We start from the raw sequence: 15,650 nt of genomic DNA, 5'->3' as shown, positions 1-15,650 counted from the left end.
GCTGGGACATACATGGCATATCGCGCGCAATCGAGATGCCACGACAGGAGCGTCACAAAAAGGGCGTCGGCTCAAAACCGACGCCCCTGTATTTCTGCCGTCTTAGCTGGCGTTGTTTACGTGCGTAAAGCTATTTACGCGCGGCACTGAGCTTGTTAATCAGCGCTTCGAGGCGTTCGCCATCCTCGGCAGTCTGAGCGATAACCAAAATCGTGTCATTGCCGGCAAGCGATCCGAGCACATCGGGCAGCTCGGCCGCATCGACAGCCGCGGCAATGCCCGAGGCGGTGCCGGGCTGAGCCTTAATCATAACCAGGTTGTCGGTGCGCAACACACCGGTAACCAGCTCGGAGACCATGCGCTGCAGGTGCAGGTCCTCAGCCAGAACATAGATGCCCTCGGGCAGTTTGCGCAGCCCCATATCGGCGATGTCACGCGAAACCGTCGCCTGCGTGCAATCAAAGCCCATGGCGCGGAGTTCGTCCACCAGCACGCGCTGCGTACGCACGTCTTTATTGCGCACGATATCTCTGATGGCATCCTGGCGCCCGTTGCGTTTTTTAGCCATATAAAACCTCACTCCATAGATGGCGAAGACAATCTATCAGTGATTGAATAGTTTAGCGCTATTTGAGGCTATTTGTGAATAAGAACGCATTTCGAAACAATTCTATGCAAATTATTTTCGAATATGACACAGCTAGGCTACCCTTGCGCCCGTTCTGTTCAAAAAAGCAGCCAGATGCGCATACATAACGCAGCGCATAGGCTTAACGTTGGCAATCGGCCCAAACAAAAGTCCAAGGCCTCGGCGCTCTCCCTTAAGGGCCACCGCCATCTGGCGAGTCCGCACGTCATTGAGCATATCACGCAATCGTGCCGTGCGCTCAATTGAAGACACCCCATGGGGGCTCAGGCACAAATTCTCGATACAAGCAACCAAGCGGCCATAGTAAAACCGTTGGCAGGCCAGCTTTAGATGGTTATCGTCATCTATTGCGTCAAATGGCACGCAAAGCTCTTCAAGCGCCTTGGCGTCATCGGAAAGTCGCGAGAACATGGTGGGGTCGAATGAATCCGCAACCGATGGCGCGGCCGTATGGAAACAAGCTTCGGCGCACCCCAATACGCGTTCCGCATGCGAAAGGGCAGGCGCCAAAAAGGCGATCGCACGATACGACTCGGCATGCTGCAGACACAACTCAAACAGGGCGCGTTCATACATCACGCCGGAATGTTGACAAACCAGACCGCTCTCGACCAGCTTGGCCAGGCCTAAAGCCCGGTCTCCATCGTCGGCAAGGGCAATGGATTGCGCGTCCAACATACGAGAATGGCGTTCCCGATGCGTATCGTAGCGATCGAGCGACACCGAGGGAAATACGATATCTGCCGAGGTCTCACAAGCGACATCGAGCATTGCCAAAAACGCGTGCGGCGCAAACCACTCATCGGCGCTCATTGCGATAATGTGGGCCCCGCGCGAAGCGGCAAAACCCTCGCGAAGGCAAGCTCCGCTCGACGGATCGTCAACGTCTATCAAATCGATGTGAATATCTCTGCCCGCGGCAACATCGAGCGAATGACGAACGCCCGGCGCAGCGTTGCGACATGCAACGACAATCTGCATATCGTAGAGGTCTTGGTTTTGGACGCTTTCGAGTGCGCGCATCGCGTAGCTGGGTGAACCCTCCACAACAAGGATCACCGAAAGTCGCGGAAGCGAGCCACGTCGAAGCAAGTTATCCATCCTCTCGACAGCAATAATCAACTGCCGTTCATGGTACACCCCGGCAATAAACGCAACGAGTCGCCCGATGCGCTGCACGCCAAGAACAGATGTTGCACACGGCTCGCCCACACGAGCAGCATACTTAGATGGCTCTCGCTTCTCCCCTATTCGAGCGCGACGAGCTCGGTGGGGTCATAATCTACGCCCATAAAGGTAAGGCCGCACGCCGGCGCCGTGGGACCCGCAGCAGTACGATCGCAAGCGTCAATCACCTCGCGCATCCACTCGGGATCGCGACGATGCATGCCGATCTCGACGAGCGTTCCCACGATGGTGCGCACCATCGAATGCAAAAACGCATTGCCCTCGATGGTAAACGTGAGGATATCCTCGCCAAAGGCGACCTCGTGGCCAAACTCGGCACGCATCACGCAACGATGCGTTGGCTTGCCCACGGCAGAAGCGACCTTACAAAAGCTCTTAAAGTCCTGTTCGCCCAAAAGAGCTGGGCAGGCGGCTGCCATCGCATCCACGTCCAAAGGATAACGATGCCACCATACCGCGCCACGCGATAGCACCGGACGCGCATCGCGATCGGCAATGCGGTAGGTATAGGTCCGAGAACGTGCGTCAAAACGCGCAGAAAAGCCCTTACGGGCCCTGTAGACCTCATTAACGGCGATATCTTTGGGCAGCAGCGCATCCATAGCTCGCAGCCACCTGCGGCGCGTTAAAGCGAGCTCAGCGTCCGTAACGGGCACGCTGATGTATTGGGCCACCGCATGCACCCCTGCATCGGTGCGCCCGGCACACGTCAAATCGACTGAGCGGCGCAAGAGCGTCTCTATGGCAAGACGCAGCTCTCCGGCAACCGTCGTCTGCCCCGGCTGCTCGGCAAATCCGCTATAGGACGAGCCGTCATAGGCAACACGAAACACCAACGTGGCATCGAGCTCTGGAGTCAAATTGAAATCAGACGGCGCGGTCATGGGCGCTCCCAACAAACAAACAACGATATCGCGACAAAAAAAGAGGGGTACGCGAACGTACCCCTCGAATATAGCCTATGCAGACGAATTGTCTACTCAGCGGTCTCCTCAGCAGGAGCCTCCTCGGCAGCGGTCTCCTCGACAGCCTCGACCTTCTTGGGAGCAGCGGCCTTCTTGGGGGCCGGAGCAGCCTTCTTGGCCTTGGGCGTGCAAGGCTCGGTGACGAGCTCCATGATAACGATGGGAGCGTTGTCGCCCTTACGGTTACCGAGCTTCATGATGCGGGTGTAACCGCCGTTGCGATCCTGCCACATTCCCTGAGCAGCCTTGTCGAAGATCTCGGCAACGAGCTGCTTATCGCCGAGCTTGGCGATAGCCAGACGACGAGAGTGCAGGTCGCCCTTCTTGGCCCAGGTGATGATCGGCTCGACAACCGAACGCAGCGCCTTAGCGCGGGTCTCGGTGGTCTTGATGCGGTCGTTCTCGAAGAGGGCCTTGGCCAGGCTCTTCTTCATGGCCTTGGTGTGGCTCGCATCGGTGCCGAGCTTCAGGCCCTTCTTAACGTTGTGACGCATGGTCTAGTTTCTCCTCAAATATGCGAAGCATTAAGCCTTCAGGCTCAGGCCCATGGACTCAAGCTTGTCCTTCACTTCCTCGATCGACTTAACACCGAAGTTGCGGATGTTCAGAAGATCGTTCTCCGAGAACTCAACGAGCTGACGGACCGAGTGAATGCTGGCACGCTTAAGGCAGTTGTAGGAACGGACAGAAAGGTCCAGATCCTCGATCTGCTTGTCCAGCTCGGCGTTGTCGTTGGTGACCTCGGGAGCGAAGATCGAAACCTCCTCCTCGACCTCGGGGGTCTCGGCAAGGTTCATAAAGGCAGCCATATGCTGGTTGATGATATTGGCAGCCTGGACCACGGCGTCGCGCGGGGCGATGGAGCCGTTGGTCTCGATCTCGAGGACAAGGCGGTCGTAGTCGGTATGCTGACCGACACGGCAAGCCTCAACGAGCTTGGCGCAACGGGATACCGGCGAGTACAGCGAGTCGACGTGGATCACACCGATGGGATCGTTGTCGCGCTTGTTGGCCTCGCCAGAGACATAGCCGCGGCCATAGCCGATGCGCATGCTCATGGTGAGATGGCCACCCTCGGTGAGCGTAGCGATGTGCTGCTCGGGGTTGACCAACTCAAACTCGGACGGAATAAAGAAGTCCGCACCGGTGACCTCGCAGGGGCCGTCAACCGAGATGGTGGCGGTCGCCTCGTCGGTCGTGCCGAGAGCCCTGAAGACAAGACCCTTGACATTCAGGACGATGTCAGTGACATCCTCGACCATGTTAGGGATGGTCATGAACTCGTGCTGCGCACCATCGATCTGAATAGCCTCGACGGCGGCACCCTCGAGCGAGGACAGAAGAACGCGACGCAAGGAGTTGCCCAGCGTATCGCCGTAACCGCGCTCGAGCGGCTCGACGGAGACACGAGCAGACGTCTCGTTGATCTCTTCGACCTGAACCTGAGGCCTAATGAATTCTGACATGTATTACCTCCAGCCTCAGCAGCCCGGATGGACTACTTAGAGTAGAGCTCGACGATGAGCTGCTCGTTGATATCACCGCTGATCTGCTCACGCGTCGGCAGAGCGAGCACGTTACCAGACAGCTTCTCGATATCGACCTCAAGCCAGCCAGGGACCTCAAAGCGCTCGGAGGAAATCAGAGCCTCCTTGATGGGGAGGAGGTCACGGAACTTCTCGCCGACAGCGACGACGTCGCCGGCCTTGACGCGGTAGGACGGGATGTCCACGCGCTTGCCGTTCACGGTGAAGTGACCGTGGCGGACGGACTGACGAGCCTCTTTACGGGTGCGAGCGAAGCCAAGACGGAAAACAACGTTGTCGAGGCGAGACTCAAGGATGATCATGAGGTTCTCACCGGTGACGCCGTTCATCTTACGGGCCTTGTTGAAGTAGCCGTGGAACTGCTTCTCCAGAACGCCATAGATGAACTTGACCTTCTGCTTCTCGCGCAGCTGCATGCCGTACTCAGATTCCTTGCGACGGCGCTTGGGCTGACGGATAGATTCCTTCTTGCTGCTGTAACCGAGCTCAGCGGGATCGATCCCGAGCTGACGGCAGCGCTTAAGAACAGGAGTCCTGTCGATTGCCATATTGATACGATCCTTTCAGTTACACGCGGCGACGCTTCTTGGGGCGGCAGCCGTTGTGCGGGATGGGGGTCTTGTCCTGAATGCTCGAGACCTCGAGGCCAGCAGCCTGGAGGGAGCGAATGGCGGTCTCACGACCGGAGCCGGGGCCCTTGACGAAGACGGAAACCTTCTTCATACCGTGCTCCATGGCCTGCTTGGCAGCAGCCTCGGCAGCCATCTGGGCAGCGAACGGCGTGGACTTACGGGAGCCCTTGAAGCCCACCTGGCCAGCCGACTTCCAGGAAATGACGTTGCCTTGGGGATCGGTGATCGAAACGATCGTGTTATTGAACGTAGAACGGATGTGAGCCTGGCCCACGGAAATGTTCTTACGGTCCGCGCGCTTCAGACGGGCAGCGCGAACGTTCTTCTTAGCAGTAGCCATCTATCTAGCGCTCCTTATTTCTTCTTCTTAGCACCGATCTGACGCTTCGGGCCCTTGCGGGTACGAGCGTTAGTGTGGGTGCGCTGGCCGCGGACCGGGAGGCCCTTGCGGTGACGAAGGCCGCGGTTGCAGCCGATGTCCATAAGGCGCTTGACGTTCTGGTTGCGCTCACGGCGGAGGTCGCCCTCAACCATGATCTGGTTCTTGTCGATATACTCGCGGATGGCGTTAACCTCATCCTCGGTGAGGTCCTTAACGCGCGTATCCACGTTAACGTTGCACTCGACGCAAATCTTCGTCGCAGTGGTGCGGCCGATGCCGTAAATGTAGGTCAGACCGATCTCAACGCGCTTCTCACGCGGGAGGTCGACACCATTAATACGGGCCAACGTAGTCTCCTCTCTTAACCCTGACGCTGCTTATGACGGGGGTTCTCGCAAATGACGAGGACCTTGCCATGGCGCCTAATGATTTTGCACTTATCGCACATCTTCTTGACCGAAGGACGTACCTTCATCGTTCTTCCTTTCGGTAGCGCTCAAACTACTTCCCTACTATCTACTCGCCCAGCCGCAGGCGTTTAAAACTATGGCTGGTCTTCACACACAATCCGACCGTAGGTTGAGCTAAGCCTGCAGTCGGAAATAAGAGTGCGTGTATGCGTGCCGCTATTTGTAGCGATAGGTGATGCGGCCGCGGGTCAGGTCGTACGGGGAAAGCTCCACGACAACCCTGTCACCGGGGAGAATACGGATGTAATTCATTCGAATCTTGCCAGAAATGTTGCACAGAACCGAATGACCGTTCTCGAGCTCGACCTTAAACATGGCATTAGGCAACGGTTCCTTTACCGTACCCTCGAGCTCAATTGCGTCTTCCTTCTTCACAAGCAATCATCTTTCTCTAGAAAACGACAGCGATTGAGTATTCTACAACACGTATACACGCATCGTAATAACTTCGTAATGGCTCCACAACTACGTGGAACTTGTTACATTTGAAATGTAAAACAAAGCCGTTCCCTGATGCCCAAGATCGCCTTGAAATGAGAAGGCATAGACCTTGGGGTCATGCCTTCGAAATTGAAAGGCGAGGTTGGGCATCAGGGGGCGGCGACTTTTACATTTCTCCGCCTTGGAGCGAACACCAGGATCCTTGCGCATCGGTGGTGAGAATCACCGGACCGTCATTGGTGATGGCGACGGTGTTCTCGTAGTGCGCGGCGGGCAGGTGGTCGTTGGTGGTGACGATCCAACCATCGGAGCCCGTGCTCACATGGTTGGAACCCATCGTTACCATCGGCTCGATGGCAATGACCATACCGGCCTGGAGGCGAACGCCCCTCCCCTTCTTTCCATAGTTAGGAACGTTGGGGTCCTCGTGCATCACGCGGCCAATGCCATGACCCACATAGTCACGAAGCACGCCATAACCGTGAGACTCGGCGAGGGACTGGACGGCATAACCAACATCCCCGATATGGTTACCGGGAACAGCCTGCTCAATGGCAGCCTTAAGGCAATCGCGCGTAACCTCGCACAGGGCCTTGGCCTCGGGCGTAGGGGTGCCGACGAAAAACGTCCATGCGTTATCGCCAACCCAACCGTCAACAACGGCTCCCGTATCGATAGAGATGATATCGCCATCGCGCAGGATCATATCGGGGTTGGGAATACCGTGGACCACGGCATCGTTGATCGATGCGCAAATGGTCCCCGGGAACCCGCCGTAACCCTTAAAGGCCGGGGTGCCGCCATGCATGCGGATAATCTGCTCCGCGAGCTGATCGAGCTCAAAAGTCGAAACGCCGGGGCGCACCATGGCTCCAACGTGGCGGAGCGCCATCTTAGATAGCGCTCCTGCCTTCTTCATCTGCTCGATTTGCGTTGCAGACTTAATCTTAATCATAGACCGAGGGCCTCTTTGACATCCCCGTATACGGTCTCGCGAGCCTGGTCACCGTTGACCGACTTGAGCAGACCCTGGCCACGATAGTAATCGACAAGCGGGCTCGTGGACTTCTCGTAGACGTCGAGACGGTTCTTGATGGTCTCGGGCTTATCGTCGTCGCGCTGATACATCTCGCCGCCGCATTTGGGGCAGGTAACATCGGCAGCAGTGCCGGTGTAACCGCAGGCGCGGCAGGTGCGACGCGAGGACAGACGATCGATGATGACCTCGGGGGCAACGTCGACCAGAAGGGCGCAGTCGATCTCGCGACCCATGGTGGAGAGCTCGGAATCGAGCGTCACAGCTTGGGCGGTGTTGCGCGGGAAGCCGTCGAGGATGAAGCCCTGCTGGGCGTCATCGGCGGCAAGGCGCTCCTTGACAAGGTCGATCACGAGCTGGTCGGGAACGAGCTCGCCAGCGTCCATGTACTTCTTAGCCTGAATACCAAGCTCGGTGCCACCCTTGACGGCAGCACGCAGCAGGTCGCCCGTGGAGATGTGGGCGACGCCAAACTCGGCGACGAGCTCCTGTGCAACGGTGCCCTTACCGGCACCCGGAGCTCCGAGCAATACGAGGTTCATGAGCAATCCTCCTCTAGCCTATTTAAAGAATCCATCGTAATCATACATCTTGATCTGGCCTTCGAGCTTGTCGACCGTGTCGAGCACGACGCCGACCATGATGAGGATGGACGTGCCGCCAAATGCCTGGATCAGCTGATTGCCCGTGAAGGAGAAGATGATCGAAGGCACGATGGCGATGAGCGCCAAAAAGACAGCGCTGGGAAGCGTAATCTTGTTGAGCGCGTTCTTGATGTAGGCCGCGGTAGCCCTACCCGGACGAACGCCCGGAATAAAGCCGCCCTGCTTCTTAAGGTTGTCGGCCGTGTCATCGGGATTGAACACCATGGAGGTGTAGAAGTACGCGAAGAACACGATGAGGACAACGTTAAGCACCCAGTTGAGCCAACCGGTCGAAAGCGCAGAGGCAACTGCCTGAATCCAGCCGATGCCGGGGAAGAACACGGCAACCTGAGCCGGGAAGTACAGCAGCGCCGAAGCGAAGATGATCGGCACGACACCCGCGGTGTTGACCTTGATAGGCAGGTAGGTGGTCTGGCCACCCATCATGCGACGGCCCACGACGCGCTTAGCGTAGGAGACCGGAATGCGGCGCTGGCCGCGCTCAAGGAAAACAATCAGCGGGATAACCAGCAGGATGATGGCGCAGATGATCACCATAGTGATGATGCCACCGCCATTGCCCTCGGTGCTGGAGAAGATCGCCTGCGGCAGACCGGCCATGATGTTCGCAAAGATGATCAGCGACATGCCATTGCCGATACCGCGCTGGGTAATGAGCTCACCAATCCACATGATCAGCATGGCGCCCGCGGTGAGCGTGCCGACGATCATGAGGTCGAAGATGATCTCGGGAGCGGCGGCGCCATTAAAGTTGATGCCGAAACTCTTAAAGAGGAAGAGGTAACCCACGGAGTTGAGGATTGCCAGAGCCAGGGTGAGGTAACGCGAATACTGCGTAATCTTGGTCTGACCGACCTCGCCCTCGCGGGCAAGCTCATGCAGGGAAGGCACAACGGCCTGGAGCATCTGGAGGATGATCGAGCTGGTGATGTAAGGCATGATGCCCAGCGAAAACACCGACACATAGCTCAACGCGCCGCCAGAGAAAAGATTCAGGAGGGCCATAGCACCTGCGGCGACCGAATTGTTATCGGTCGAGAAAAGGCCCAGCATCCCCTGGAAGGGAATGCCGGGCACAGGAACGTGCGCACCAATGCGGTACACGACGAGCATAGCTATGGTAAAAAGAATCTTTTCGCGCAGTTCTTTGATGCGGAAAGCATTCTTAAGACCATTTAGCACGGCAGCTCGACCTTTCCGCCGGCGGCCTCGATCTTGGCCTGCGCAGAAGCGCTGACCTTGTCGACCTTGACCGTGAACTTCTTGGTAAGCTCACCATTGCCGAGCACCTTGACGGGCTCGAACTCGCTCTTGGTGATGCGAGCGGCCTTAAGAGCGGCACCGTCGATCACAGCGCCATCCTCGAACTTACGCTCGAGACGCTCAACGTTAACAGCGGTGTACTCGATACGACGGGGGTTGCGGAAGCCCGGAAGCTTGGGCAGGCGCATAGCCAGCGGAGTCTGGCCACCCTCGAAGCCGGCACCCTTGGTGCCGCCAGAGCGAGAGCCCTGGCCCTTCTGGCCGCGGCCAGAAGTGGTGCCGTGACCCGAAGAATTGCCACGGCCAACGCGCTTGCGGTTCTTGGTGGAACCGGGCGCGGGAGTAAGATCGTGAAGCTGCATTTGCTACTCCTCTACAATCTCGACAAGGTGCTTGACCTTGAAGATCATGCCGCGGACGGACTCGTTGTCAGTAATCTCGCGAACCTCGCGGATCCTGTGGAGACCGAGGGCACGGACAGTACGGACCTGGTCCTGCTTGCAACCGTTGGTGCTGCGGACCTGCTTGATCTTGATGGTGTCAGCCATGCTTAGTTCTCCTTACCGACGAACATCTCGGAGACCGTCAGGCCACGGCGAGCCGCGACGTCCTCAGGGCTGGAGAGCTCCTTGAGGCCCTCGACGGCAGCCTTGATGATGTTGAGGCCGTTGTCGGTACCGAGGGACTTGGACAGGACGTTCTTGATGCCAGCAAGCTCAAAGAGGGGACGCACAGCGCCGCCGGCGATAACGCCGGTACCCTCGACAGCGGGCTTGATGATGATGCGACCGGCACCAAAGTGGCCGATAACCTCGTGCGGAATGGTGCCCTCTTCGGTCACCGGCACGTGGAACATGTTCTTCTTGGCATCGAGAGACGCCTTGGAGATGGCCATGGGCACCTCAGCGGACTTGCCCATGCCAACGCCGACGTTGCCCTTGCCATCGCCAACGACGACGAGAGCGACGAGGCTCATGCGACGACCGCCCTTGACGGTCTTCGACACGCGGTTGATGTAAACGACGCGCTCCTCGAACTCGGAGGCCTCGCGCTGCTGCTTCTGATTACGAGCCATGTGCTACATACCTCCTAGAACTCGAGACCGGCGGCACGAGCACCGTCGGCGAGGGCCTTGACGCGGCCATGGTAGATACGGCCACCGCGATCGAAGGCGACCTTGGTGATGCCGGCCTCGATGGCACGCTTGCCAACGAGCTGACCGACCTTCTCCGCAGCCTCCTTGTTCGAGGTGTGGGTGCCCTTGAACTCGGCCTCGAGGGTCGAGGCAGAGACGAGCGTCAGGCTGGAGCCCTTGCTGTCGTCGATGATCTGGGCATAGATGTTGGCGTTAGTACGGGTCACGCGAAGACGCGGACGCTCGGCGGTACCCGAGATCTTGCCGCGAACACGACGCTGACGACGCTTGAGGCCTTCCAGCTTCGCCTTATGCTTGTTCATACGTAAACTCCTAAAAAGGTTGATCTTGCCAGCACCTAACGGGGTGCTGGTCTTATGCGAGTGAGTCGGTTACGACTACTTGGCGGCCTTACCCAGCTTGCGGCGGATGTGCTCGCCAACGTAGTGGATACCCTTGCCCTTGTAAGGCTCGGGAGGACGATGGCCGCGGATCTCAGCGGCGATCTGACCGACCTGCTGCTTGTTGATACCCTTGACGTTCACGTGGGTGTTGTCGGGAACCTCAAAGGTGATACCCTCGGGAGCCTCGACGATCACGGGGTGCGAGAAGCCCAGGGAGAACTCGAGGTTCTTGCCCTTCTGCTGCACGCGGTAACCGACGCCGGCGAGCTCGAGCTTCTTCTCGAAGCCCTCGGAAACGCCAACAACCATGTTGTGGATGAGGGCGCGGGTGAGGCCGTGGCGGGCACGGGTCTCACGCTCGTCGTCGGGACGGGAAACGGTGAGGACGTTGTCCTCGATATTGATAGCGAGCTTCTCATAGACATCGAGCTCGAGCTGGCCCTTGGGGCCCTTGACGACAACGTTGTTGCCGTTGACTGCCACTTCGACTCCGGCGGGAATCTGGACAGGCTTATTACCGATACGAGACACGGTGATCTCCTTTCCTTCTACCTACCGAGCGAATTACCAGACGTAAGCGATGATCTCGCCGCCGACGTTGTGCTTGCGAGCATCGCGGTCGGTCATGACGCCATGGCTGGTGGAAATAATGGCGGTACCAAGGCCACCGCGGACGCGGGGCATGTCGGCAACGCCGGTGTACTTACGCAGGCCCGGCTTGGAAATGCGGCGGATGCCGTTGATGACCTTAGCCTTCTTGGGACCATACTTAAGCGTGATGTGCAGAGTCTTCTGGGGAACGGTGTCCTCGACATCGTAGCCCTCGATGTAGCCCTCCTCGTGCAGAACACGAGCGATCTCGACGAGCTTCTTGCTGCTCGGCATGGAGACCGTGGCCTTGTTCACAGAGTTAGCGTTACGAATGCGCGTAAGCATATCTGCGATCGGGTCTGTAAGGTTCATACAGATTCTCCTTCGTTCTTGATGAACACGTGCTCTTGGTTCTTCGCCGCCCTTAACGGCAAAGCCTAACTAGCACGTTTTCCCTGTTCCAAACGGATGCTTGAAACGCTGGTAGTGACTTACCAGCTGGCCTTCTTAACGCCGGGAAGCTCGCCCTTGAGTGCAAGCTCGCGGAAGCAGACACGGCACAGGCCGAACTTGCGGTACACAGAGCGCGGACGGCCGCAGCGCTGGCAGCGCGTGTACTCACGAGTAGAGAACTTCTGCTTGCGATTGCACTTGACGATCATCGATGTCTTAGCCACTTATATCCTCCTCACATAGAGTATTGTTCGCCCCAAGCGCCGCCCCCTTGTGGGAACGGCGCTTATAGGGCAGGTGAACCTATTTCTTGAACGGGAAACCAAAGGCGTCCAGAAGGGCCTTGGCCTCCTCATCGGTGTTGGCGGTGGTCACGAAAGTGATGTCCATACCACGCTGGTGATCGACGGAGTCAAAGTCGATCTCGGGGAAGATGAGCTGCTCGGTGACGCCCATGGAGAAGTTACCACGGCCGTCGAAGCTCTTGGCGGAGATGCCGCGGAAGTCGCGGATACGGGGGATAGCGACGGAGGTCAGACGATCGAAGAACTCCCACATACGGTCGCCACGCAGGGTAACCTTGCAGCCGATCGGCATACCAGCGCGCAGGCGGAAGGTAGCGATGGACTTGCGGGCACGGGTGATCATCGGCTGCTGGCCGGTGATGGCGCGCAGGTCGCGCACGGCACCGTCGATGGCCTTGGAATCGGTAGCGGCCTCGCCGACACCCATGTTCACGACGATCTTCTCAAACTTGGGGATCATCATGACGTTCTCGTACTGGAACTTGTCCTGAAGCTGCTGCTTGACCTCGTTGTTGTACTTGGCCTTCAGACGCGGCACATACTTCTCTTCTGCCATTGTTCACTCCTTCTTGGGGTTTTAAGCACGGGGCGTGGCCACGGTGGGTTGTCCTCGTGCCTCCTGACTGCATCCGCGCCGCTCATGGCATTTCGCGGTTTGGACTCGACGCAGCAGGAGCCGACAAAACAATCGGTACTATACGCGCATTGGGTGCGTATTTCCAGAAAAACCTCGTCTGCCTGCACAACTCCACAACTCCCCCGCACAAATGGGTCCTAAAAAGCAGTTGCGGTGAAATAGGGACTGTTTGACAGCTTAACCGGCTTAAACAATCCGTATTTCACCGCAACTCATATATGGGGCGTTATTTTTGGCGAGGCAGGACCAGGTTGAGGACGACGGCGACAAGTGCGGCGACGGCAATGGAGGATCCGCCAAAGACGGTGTCGACCCATGCGGGGAATCCAGCGCCGGCAAGTGCGCCGGCCGTGCGCTCAATGCCCGTGCCAAAGGCGATAGAGAGACCCATGAGCGTGGTATCGCGCTGAGACAGGCCGTGGCGGGAAAACATGACCACACCGTTCATGCCGATGGTTGCGAACACGCCAATGGTGGCGCCGCCGATCACCGGCTGCGGAATGGACGTGAGCACTGCCGCGCACTTGGGCAGCAGGCCCGCGACGAGCAGAATGGCGGCTGCGAGCGTAAAGACCATACGGTTGACGACCTTGTTCTCGGCGATGATGCCCACATTCTGGCCAAAGGTTGCCGTGGGGACGCCGCCCAAAAAGCCCGAGAGCATACCGACGAGACCATTGGCGATCAATCCGCCCGAGATCTGACTATCGGTCGCGGGGGTATCGAGCGCAGCAGAGGACACGGCGGCAAACTCTCCCATAACCTGCACGGCGTTCACGATGGCCACAACGCCCACCACGGCGCACGCCGCTGGATCGAACACCAGACGATGGGCGCCAAACGCCGGTGGGGCAAACCAACTTGAAGTCGCGACAGCCGAGAAGTCGACCATGCCCAACACCGCCGCAACGACAAAACCTGCGCAGATACCGGCCAGGATGCTGCCCAGCTTGAGCGCGCCCTTGCCGTAGTTACCGACCATAAAGGTGACGACAAACGTCACGAGCGCGACGGTCCAGTTGGTGACGCTGCCAAAATCGGCCGCGCTCTCCCCGCCTGCCATGGACGCCACGGCAACCGGGCACAGCGACAGGCCAATGACAAAGATGACGGTGCCGAGCACCGGAGCTGGGAACAGAAAGCTCACGCGCTTAAACAAAAGACCAAAGAGCACGACGAGCGCGCCGCCGATAACTTGAGCGCCCAGCACGGCCTCGAAACCAAGCTCAAGACCGACCGCTTTAAGTGCCGGCACGAAGGTAAAGCTCGCGCCCATCACGATGGGCAGGCCCGAGCCGACGATGCCTTTTATGGGGAACTGTTGAAGAAAAATGTCAAGTGCCGAGAGGACCAGCGACGCCTGAATGACGGCGGCTTCCTCTTGAGGGGTAAAGCCGCAGACCGACGCGATGATGATAGCGGGCGTAACGATACCCGCGAATGCCGCCAGCACATGCTGCAGTGCATGGGGCAATACCTGCACAAACGAAACTTTTCCCGTACGCTCGAACAGGGCGTCCCCTGCCACCGACTCTGCCATTTGCGCCTCCCATACCCTAGGCAGCGGCCCTATGCCGCCCAACGGGCGGACATTATAGGGCATATGGCACAGGTAGCATTTTGGCCCGCATGCGGCAGAGGGCTGGGGTAGCTAATTTGGGACGGGGCTCTTTTAGCTACCCAACAGTGAGCGAACGCCTCGAGATGATTTTTCTGGGACGGGGATTTATAAATCATTGCGTACCTAATGATTTTTTAATCCCCGTCCCAGAAAAATCATCGAGCAGGCAGGGTAGCTAAAAGAGCCCCGTCCCAAATTAGCTACCCCTGGGATGCGACTAGCGCTTGCGGGGGACGAGCTTGGTGCGACGCAGATGGATCATCTCGGCGGCGATGGAGATGGCGATCTCTTCGGGGTCCTCGGCCTGAATGGCAACGCCGATCGGCAGGTGCAGCTCGTCGATCTGGTCCTGCGTAAAGCCCTCCTGCTCCAAGCGAGCCCGCACAAAGGCCGTCTTGCGGCGCGAACCCAGGCAACCCAAATAGGCGGGCTTGGCGCGCATGGTCTGAATCACCACATCGATATCGGACTTGTGGCCCGCCGTGGCGACGACTACCAGATCGCGCGGACCGATGGGGCATTGCTCGTCCAGGTTCTTGTAGTCGACCAGACGACGGTCGTAGACGCCGGGCACCCATTCGGGCGTCAACGTGCCGGGGCGGTCATCGCACGCCACGACGGCAAAGCCCGCCGCCGTGAGCACGCGCGCCGTCGCGGCGCCCACGTGTCCGCAGCCAAAGATGTAAGTCAGGCCCTCGGGGCAAAGCGTCTCGATGTGCGCCGGGGGAATCTCGGAGGCGGCGTTGGTGTAGGTGACCTTACTCCCCTCTTCCGTCAGCGAAAGCCCGGGGCAACCCACAATGGTGCGGCGCGACTCCTCGCCATGGTATTCGGCAGCGTCGCCTTCGAGCGCGCTTGCGATAAACGGTTCAAAGTCGATGACGAAGTCGCCGATGCGTCGATACGCCAAGACGTCGGCAACCGACTGGAACAACGGCGCCTGCGATGCATCCAAGTGCAGATAGCACAGGCAGATGGCTCCGCCGCAGATCATGCCGGTATCGGAGTTCTCGCCGCCCATGGTGTAGCGAACCAGGCGCGACTGCCCTGCGGCCAACAGCTCGCGCGCCTCGTCCAGCGCAAGGAGCTCGATCTTACCGCCACCGATGGTGCCCGCTTGGCTGCCATCGGCAAAGACGGCCATCCAGGCACCCACGCCGCGCGGCGATGACCCTGCCGTGCCGGCAACTACCACCAGCTCGCACGTCCTACCAGCCTTCAGAGCGCCAAGCGCAGCATTCACCACATCGAGCTTTTCCATCGTCG

General features: G+C 58.6%; 23 protein-coding genes. All 23 read right to left on the bottom strand.

All coding sequences use genetic code 11. The features are described from left to right. Positions 1-130 precede the first annotated feature (130 nt). Positions 131-568 carry an arginine repressor gene (locus ACTQ05_RS03335; protein WP_154516043.1) on the bottom strand — a complete coding sequence of 146 codons (438 nt, stop codon included), beginning with the start codon at positions 566-568 and terminating at the stop codon, positions 131-133. 132 nt (positions 569-700) lie between these two features. Continuing rightward, on the bottom strand, positions 701-1,828 hold the full coding sequence (locus ACTQ05_RS03330) for a glycosyltransferase (RefSeq protein WP_441537932.1): 1,128 nt from the start codon (positions 1,826-1,828) through the stop codon (positions 701-703). Positions 1,829-1,896: 68 nt separating this feature from the next. Further along, the gene (gene truA, locus ACTQ05_RS03325) at positions 1,897-2,721 is read right to left on the bottom strand and encodes a tRNA pseudouridine(38-40) synthase TruA (protein WP_441537931.1); all 825 of its coding nucleotides are present in this window, start codon (positions 2,719-2,721) and stop codon (positions 1,897-1,899) included. Between the two features lie 92 nt (positions 2,722-2,813). After that, a complete protein-coding gene (gene rplQ / locus ACTQ05_RS03320; RefSeq protein ID WP_271742473.1) occupies positions 2,814-3,296 on the bottom strand; it encodes a 50S ribosomal protein L17 in 483 nt (160 codons plus the stop codon). A gap of 30 nt (positions 3,297-3,326) precedes the next feature. Continuing rightward, positions 3,327-4,268: a DNA-directed RNA polymerase subunit alpha gene (locus tag ACTQ05_RS03315; protein WP_154516055.1), complete on the bottom strand. Its 942-nt coding sequence runs from the start codon at positions 4,266-4,268 to the stop codon at positions 3,327-3,329. A gap of 32 nt (positions 4,269-4,300) precedes the next feature. Then, positions 4,301-4,897, bottom strand: a complete 597-nt coding sequence (rpsD, locus tag ACTQ05_RS03310) for a 30S ribosomal protein S4 (RefSeq protein WP_006235275.1) — start codon at positions 4,895-4,897, stop codon at positions 4,301-4,303. A gap of 19 nt (positions 4,898-4,916) precedes the next feature. After that, positions 4,917-5,321 (bottom strand): 30S ribosomal protein S11, encoded by a 405-nt coding sequence (rpsK, locus tag ACTQ05_RS03305; RefSeq protein WP_006235274.1) that lies wholly within the window; start codon positions 5,319-5,321, stop codon positions 4,917-4,919. Positions 5,322-5,335: 14 nt separating this feature from the next. Next, positions 5,336-5,710, bottom strand: coding sequence for a 30S ribosomal protein S13 (gene rpsM, locus ACTQ05_RS03300; protein WP_154516058.1), 375 nt, complete (start codon positions 5,708-5,710; stop codon positions 5,336-5,338). Between the two features lie 14 nt (positions 5,711-5,724). Next, complete coding sequence (rpmJ, locus tag ACTQ05_RS03295; RefSeq protein WP_006363204.1) at positions 5,725-5,838, bottom strand: 50S ribosomal protein L36; 114 nt, start codon at positions 5,836-5,838, stop codon at positions 5,725-5,727. Between the two features lie 151 nt (positions 5,839-5,989). Then, positions 5,990-6,208: a translation initiation factor IF-1 gene (infA, locus tag ACTQ05_RS03290; RefSeq protein ID WP_035137443.1), complete on the bottom strand. Its 219-nt coding sequence runs from the start codon at positions 6,206-6,208 to the stop codon at positions 5,990-5,992. Between the two features lie 232 nt (positions 6,209-6,440). Continuing rightward, complete coding sequence (map, locus tag ACTQ05_RS03285) at positions 6,441-7,229, bottom strand: type I methionyl aminopeptidase (RefSeq protein ID WP_329738298.1); 789 nt, start codon at positions 7,227-7,229, stop codon at positions 6,441-6,443. After that, positions 7,226-7,852: an adenylate kinase gene (locus tag ACTQ05_RS03280; RefSeq protein WP_154516064.1), complete on the bottom strand. Its 627-nt coding sequence runs from the start codon at positions 7,850-7,852 to the stop codon at positions 7,226-7,228. Before ACTQ05_RS03280 ends, map begins: the two co-directional genes overlap by 4 nt. An 18-nt stretch (positions 7,853-7,870) precedes the next feature. Continuing rightward, entirely contained in the window at positions 7,871-9,157 is a 1,287-nt protein-coding gene (secY, locus tag ACTQ05_RS03275; RefSeq protein WP_441537930.1) for a preprotein translocase subunit SecY, read from the bottom strand. Continuing rightward, the gene (gene rplO, locus ACTQ05_RS03270; RefSeq protein WP_006235267.1) at positions 9,151-9,600 is read right to left on the bottom strand and encodes a 50S ribosomal protein L15; all 450 of its coding nucleotides are present in this window, start codon (positions 9,598-9,600) and stop codon (positions 9,151-9,153) included. The genes secY and rplO overlap by 7 nt, the downstream gene beginning before the upstream one ends. Before the next feature lie 3 nt (positions 9,601-9,603). Next, entirely contained in the window at positions 9,604-9,786 is a 183-nt protein-coding gene (gene rpmD, locus ACTQ05_RS03265; RefSeq protein WP_154516067.1) for a 50S ribosomal protein L30, read from the bottom strand. Positions 9,787-9,788: 2 nt separating this feature from the next. Beyond that, positions 9,789-10,313 (bottom strand): 30S ribosomal protein S5, encoded by a 525-nt coding sequence (gene rpsE, locus ACTQ05_RS03260; RefSeq protein WP_154516070.1) that lies wholly within the window; start codon positions 10,311-10,313, stop codon positions 9,789-9,791. A 14-nt stretch (positions 10,314-10,327) separates the two neighbouring features. After that, the gene (gene rplR / locus ACTQ05_RS03255; RefSeq protein ID WP_118270231.1) at positions 10,328-10,696 is read right to left on the bottom strand and encodes a 50S ribosomal protein L18; all 369 of its coding nucleotides are present in this window, start codon (positions 10,694-10,696) and stop codon (positions 10,328-10,330) included. Between the two features lie 75 nt (positions 10,697-10,771). After that, the gene (gene rplF, locus ACTQ05_RS03250) at positions 10,772-11,308 is read right to left on the bottom strand and encodes a 50S ribosomal protein L6 (RefSeq protein WP_370450587.1); all 537 of its coding nucleotides are present in this window, start codon (positions 11,306-11,308) and stop codon (positions 10,772-10,774) included. A 33-nt stretch (positions 11,309-11,341) separates the two neighbouring features. Continuing rightward, positions 11,342-11,740 (bottom strand): 30S ribosomal protein S8, encoded by a 399-nt coding sequence (rpsH, locus tag ACTQ05_RS03245; RefSeq protein WP_006235262.1) that lies wholly within the window; start codon positions 11,738-11,740, stop codon positions 11,342-11,344. Between the two features lie 119 nt (positions 11,741-11,859). Continuing rightward, positions 11,860-12,045 carry a type Z 30S ribosomal protein S14 gene (locus ACTQ05_RS03240; protein ID WP_441537929.1) on the bottom strand — a complete coding sequence of 62 codons (186 nt, stop codon included), beginning with the start codon at positions 12,043-12,045 and terminating at the stop codon, positions 11,860-11,862. Positions 12,046-12,124: 79 nt separating this feature from the next. Beyond that, positions 12,125-12,682 carry a 50S ribosomal protein L5 gene (gene rplE / locus ACTQ05_RS03235; RefSeq protein ID WP_154516073.1) on the bottom strand — a complete coding sequence of 186 codons (558 nt, stop codon included), beginning with the start codon at positions 12,680-12,682 and terminating at the stop codon, positions 12,125-12,127. 307 nt (positions 12,683-12,989) lie between these two features. Next, complete coding sequence (locus ACTQ05_RS03230; RefSeq protein ID WP_441537928.1) at positions 12,990-14,303, bottom strand: uracil-xanthine permease family protein; 1,314 nt, start codon at positions 14,301-14,303, stop codon at positions 12,990-12,992. Positions 14,304-14,601: 298 nt separating this feature from the next. Next, positions 14,602-15,645 (bottom strand): XdhC family protein, encoded by a 1,044-nt coding sequence (locus ACTQ05_RS03225; protein WP_441537927.1) that lies wholly within the window; start codon positions 15,643-15,645, stop codon positions 14,602-14,604. Positions 15,646-15,650: the final 5 nt, after the last annotated feature.

The sequence above is a fragment of the Collinsella sp. LCP21S3_A9 genome (assembly GCF_052118785.1).
GTDB lineage: Bacteria > Actinomycetota > Coriobacteriia > Coriobacteriales > Coriobacteriaceae > Collinsella.
The sequence above is the reverse complement of the archived record's forward strand: the minus strand, read 5'-3'. Positions and strand labels throughout refer to the sequence as shown.